The sequence below is a fragment of the Winogradskyella eximia genome, from assembly GCF_003386165.1.
GTDB lineage: Bacteria > Bacteroidota > Bacteroidia > Flavobacteriales > Flavobacteriaceae > Winogradskyella > Winogradskyella eximia.
In genome coordinates, this window is the sequence record NZ_QRDV01000014.1 from 1 (window position 1) to 5573 (window position 5573).

General features: G+C 29.8%; 6 protein-coding genes. All 6 read left to right on the plus strand.

Annotated elements, in window-relative coordinates:
* The first annotated feature begins 245 nt into the window (after positions 1 to 245).
* Positions 246 to 1031 (plus strand): hypothetical protein, encoded by a 786-nt coding sequence (locus DFQ10_RS18230; RefSeq protein ID WP_115818891.1) that lies wholly within the window; start codon positions 246 to 248, stop codon positions 1029 to 1031.
* 199 nt (positions 1032 to 1230) lie between these two features.
* Positions 1231 to 1923, plus strand: coding sequence for a DUF6090 family protein (locus DFQ10_RS18235; RefSeq protein ID WP_115818892.1), 693 nt, complete (start codon positions 1231 to 1233; stop codon positions 1921 to 1923).
* Positions 1924 to 2083: 160 nt separating this feature from the next.
* Positions 2084 to 3007 carry a DUF5677 domain-containing protein gene (locus DFQ10_RS18240; protein ID WP_115818893.1) on the plus strand — a complete coding sequence of 308 codons (924 nt, stop codon included), beginning with the start codon at positions 2084 to 2086 and terminating at the stop codon, positions 3005 to 3007.
* A gap of 818 nt (positions 3008 to 3825) precedes the next feature.
* Entirely contained in the window at positions 3826 to 4221 is a 396-nt protein-coding gene (locus DFQ10_RS18245; protein ID WP_115818894.1) for a hypothetical protein, read from the plus strand.
* Between the two features lie 167 nt (positions 4222 to 4388).
* Positions 4389 to 4814 (plus strand): hypothetical protein, encoded by a 426-nt coding sequence (locus tag DFQ10_RS18250; protein WP_115818895.1) that lies wholly within the window; start codon positions 4389 to 4391, stop codon positions 4812 to 4814.
* A gap of 147 nt (positions 4815 to 4961) precedes the next feature.
* Entirely contained in the window at positions 4962 to 5507 is a 546-nt protein-coding gene (locus tag DFQ10_RS18255; RefSeq protein WP_115818896.1) for a hypothetical protein, read from the plus strand.
* Positions 5508 to 5573 lie beyond the last annotated feature (66 nt).

Here is a 5573-nt window from a genome sequence, read left to right on the forward strand (position 1 = left end):
GCGTGTATATTAACCTTACTCCTCTCTTTTGTCTTTTCTGATTTATCCTTAAATTTAATGAATTGTAAACTTAAGACGTGTATAATTAATTGCTTTGGCAAGTGATTATTTGGAAAATTCCTTCGGAATTTTCTCGCGTTCGTTTTTGTTTACTAAATTAGTTTCTTAAACACGCAACTAACCATACACAAAACCGTTGTGCATAATTTGAGCGAACGACAGCGACATTAATATTTAGGAATTAAATGAGAAAACTTTTATTATTATATTACTTACTATTTTTCGCTCTTTCTTCTTGTGAAAAAAATATTGATGAGCAAACTGACTTTAATTCATTTTTAGAATCTAATTATGAATTTAACAATAGAAATTTAAATCAAAATAGAGCATATTATTATACAAGAATTGAAGAAATACCAGAAAAGAAAATTGACAGGCTCAACAATTTAGACCCGAAAGTTGAAGCTCTGATTTCTGATATTGATAAAGCGATTAAAAACGAGAAAAGCAGTATTGAAAATTTAATTTCGGAATACAGAATAATCCTTGATGAAATTAAGCAAATCGTGAAATTTGATAAGGATTATTTAATAACAGAACTTAATCAAAGAAAAAAAACAAAAAACTACTCAAATAAATTTCGCTTAAACATTATAAAAAACGAACTCGTTATAGCGATGAATTATGTTTTTGAATATGCTAATACTGCAAAACATTATGCAGATGGATTTAGAAAATTAGATAGTATAAACACGAGAATTACTCAAATTCAAAATAATAGTATAAAAATCAATTTATCATCTGATATAGCACAATCGATAAAAGAAAACAGACACATCATAATTGATAACATTAAATTAAATGGGATTAATGAAAAGATTGATTATAAAATAATGGAAAACCATTCTTTCGCAGACATTGAACTTGATTCCTTGAAAAATGGAAAATATACATTAAATGGAATACTGAGATATTATCATAGAAATGGTAAAATAGATATCCCATTTAGAGAAACATTTGAAATTAAATAAAAACTATGCACAACACCGTATATAATTTATTGCTTGGTTCTAGCCTACTTACGAAAATCCTCGCGGATTTTCTATTCGGTTTTTATTTGTTAACTTAGTTGCTTAACCACGCAACAAACCATATACAAACACGTTGTGCTTCATTATCAGAAACCGCTAACCAATGATAAAATTCTTTAGAAAAATACGATACGACCTAATGGAAAAAAATAAAACAGGTAAATACCTGAAATATGCTATTGGTGAGATTCTTCTTGTGATTATCGGAATCCTTATAGCGGTATCTATTAATGGCTGGAATGAAGACCGAAAGCTAAAAAAAGCAGAGCAGTCTATTCTCAAAGACCTTAAGCACGAAATGACGTTCAATCTGAAAGCTTTGGAATCCGCAATTGAGGGAAACGAAAAATCCTTTCAAACCGCAATAGAAATGAGAGCACTTTTTAGAGACAGAGCAGCTTTTGATAAAATGTCGGATAGTCTGTTTTATGCATCAATCGTAAAACTGGATTACAACGCTACGTATGATCCTCAAAACGGGATACTTAATTCCATTATCTCTTCAGGACAAATCAATCAACTTTCAAATAAGGAACTGAAATATTTACTGGCATCTTTAAAGGAATTGACGATAGACGCTTTAGAAAACATAGTGAAAATAGAAACTCAAAGAGAGGATTTGATAAAATCATATTGGATCAATGCCATGATTATTGAAGATGAAAAAATTATGGGACTTAATATAAGGTCAATATTTGATCATCCCGAATTTAGATATGCAACGAACCATCTTTTTTATAATATACGAAAAAATGGATTAGAGGAAGAAAAGGAGCTAATGGCAACTTTAGAGCATATTATTGAACTCATAGATAAAAATATTAATAAATAACGAAAGCACAACACCGTGTATAATTAATTGCTAGGTCACTGCCGACTTACGAACATTCCTTCGGAATATTCTATCTGTGATTTATTTGCTAAATTACGTGCTTAACCACGCAACTAACCATACACTGAACCGTTAGCAGCAAGCTAAAAAACAGAAACCGATGAAATATAAATCTGTTGATGATATTTTACCAAGAGAACAATCAGATGTCAAAGAACTTCTGCATAGTTTTTCAAACCTCATTGATGAAATTGTCAATTTTGGAACACATATGATGAAGTGGGAAACCGAAAAAAAACTTGTCGGAGATGAAAATATTATTCCTCTCTTATTTTTGAGAAATATTTTAGAAACCGCTGATGCAATTTCAATTTTAATAAAAAACTCTTCTGTTGACGCTTCTAAATCTTCTTTGAGGATATTATTGGAAAATGTTTTGAGTTTGGAGTATTTATTAGAGAAAGACACAAAAAATAGAGCTTTATCATTCATAGTTTGGATTGCACACAAGGATTTAAAGTTTTACCAAAAACTTGATGGAAACACACAAGTAGGTAAACAATTCAAAGCGGAATTTAAAAAAGATAGTTTAATCAAAAATCCTGCTTTAACAGATAGCATTGATTATTTGCATGCAAAAAACAATTCTGAAGAATTATTAAATCTTCCTATATATTCTGAAGTGGAAAAAGAATATAAACGAACTGAATCTAAAATAAAGAATCCGAACTGGTATTCTTTATTCGCAGGTCCACAAAACATACAGCAATTAGCAAAATATCTTAATCGTAATGCAATTTATGAAATTATGTATAGAGGATATTCGGGAAATGTTCATGCAACTGATATTTATAAAGGTAAATTGTACCCGAATGACAAAAACACGGTAGATATAGTACAAATAAGAAACCCTAAAGATGCTCAATCTATTTCTATAGATACAGTAAACTACCTTTTAATGTCATACTTAGCGTATTTTAAAAGAATACCCGAAAAAAAACTCGATTTTCAAAATTGGTATTTAATATTTAAAAAAGATTTTGATGAACTTCGGAATAAAAAATATACAATCGAATATAAATAGAAAGCCATCTGCTAACACCGTGTATAATTCATTGCTAGTTATAGCCTACTTACGAAAGTCCTCGCGGACTTTCTATCTGTGATTTATTTGCTAACTTTAGTGCTTAAACCACGCAACGAAATCATACACAATTACGTTGGCATTCATTAAGCAGAACCGTTAAAAATGACAATAATGAGTAATTTAAAAGACATTAAATCGAAAATTGAAAACTATGCGAATGACTCAAATCTGACTGAATTACAAATTATTGAGAATCTTGAAAAACACTACTTTGATATATAAAGAGTGATTTAAAACAAAACGTTTAACTTTTAGCTCGTTTGCGGAATTGGAAACTGAACTTGAAAACAAAACCTGAATTGAATGCGGAATTCAGCAAATTGCGGAATTGCTCACTAAATCGGAATTAAAAAAATGATATTAATAAACTTAACAAATAAAAAATGATGAAATTATTACAAGGATTCGGCTATTCTATATTATTTATTTTATTAGGAATTTATATTCTAAACACGAATGATTCAACCATTGGAAAGATAATTGGAACAAGTTGTATTGTGTTTTTTAGTGGAATTCTATTATGGGCAATATATAAAAAAACAAAAGATTCAAGTAAATAAATTGAACCTCTGAAAAACAACGAAATGCCAACACCGTGTATAATTAATTGCTTGTTTTAAGCCTACTTACGAACATTCCTGCGGAATATTCTATTTGTGATTTATTTGCTAACTTAGTTGCTTAATCACGCAACTAACCATACACAATCACGTTGGCAAACAGTTAACCGAACTAACAAAAATTGAATTAAATAAATGACAATAGAATTTAAAAACAAACGAGAAAGACAAGCCATATGGTTGTTGTTTGGAATTGTTTGGTTTATTATGGGTTTATTTAAAATATTTGAGACTGAACAATTTGAATGGACAAATACGTGGTTTTTAATATTAGCTATTATTTTTCTTTTTGCATTTTTTTACCGAAAAAGGAAACAATATCTGACTTTGGAAAATGGAGTGATTTCCAAAAACGCTTTATTTCACAAACCATTAAAAATGTCGGAAATAAAACGGATTGACAAAAAATCGGAAAAGTATATTCTGAAAACGGATTTAAGAAAATTTACAATTGACACAAAAGTTATCGCAGAAAAATCGCTTTCGGAATTAAATACTGAATTGAAAAAACTGAATGTGGAATGGAATTAAAAAACCGATTTGCCAACACCGTGTATAATTAATTGCTTGGTTCACTGCCGACTTACGAACATTCCTGCGGAATATTCTATTTGTGATTTATTTGCTAAATTAGGTGCTTAACCACGCAACTAACCATACACAAGACCGTTAGCAAAAAGCGAAAACAAACAGCAGAAATGAAAATAAAATTCAAGAAAAAAAGAATGCTTGCGAATTTAATACTCGGAATAGTTTGGATTGGACTTGGAGTATTTAATGTATGGGAAGCCGAAAATAATCGTTGGTCTGATTATGGATATTTAGTAATTGGAATTTTATACGTTGGACATTATTTGTTCGATTTGAAAAATCAATATCTAACAATAGAAAACGGAACGATTCGAAAAAATGGACTTTATGGATTCAGAAAAAGAATAAATCTGAATGAAATAAATTGGATTAAAAAATTTGCAGGAGATTATACGCTGAAAACAGAACAAAAGGAATTGAAAATCAATACGGAATTAATTGACAAAGATTCGCTGACTGAATTGAATAAAATATTGGCGGAACTGAATTTACCACCTGAAAAAACGCCATTTGCTAACACCGTGTATAATTAATTGCTGGTTTTAGCCAATTTACGAAAGTCCTCGCGGACTTTCTATCTGTGTTTTATTTGCTTACTTTAGTGCTTAAAACACGCAACTAATCATACACAAAACCGTTGTGGTGCATTTGCTGAACGTACCGAAAAACACATAAACATAGTGAAAGCAGAAATAATAAGTCAACCTTATTCCGGAGAATATAAAGAAAGGATTTACGACTTGGAAAGTCCTTGGAATTCTCAATTTTGGACTTGGATTAAGTTTGCGGATGACTATGGAAACAAAACTGTCGGCCAATTTAGAGGAAGTCCTGTAGCAGTCAAAGTTTCTGGAAAACTTAATGAAATAATAGTGTTGACTTCTGATTATGTGTATCGCTTAGAATCAAATGAACTTAATATAATCGAAGTAAAAGACGAATTTATATATCAAGATGTAGAAATCTCACCGAATGGAATTTTCATTTTTCATAATTATTATGAGATTGAAAAAATGGGCAACTCGTTTTCAGAAATGGAAAAAATAAAGAGTCCATTTAAAATGGATGATATCAAATTCATTAAATGGGAAAATAATAAACTCGAATTTACTTGTGAAGAATTTATAAATTGGAATCGTGTTGAGATTATGGAATTGGATACAAATAAATGGGAAATAATAAAAAAAACGACACCACAACAAAGTACTGTGGTAAAAAACAAGTAAAAATGTATTAATTTTTCACTAAAGTACTTTTATAATTTCCATCATATATTAATCCTGATTTAGCTA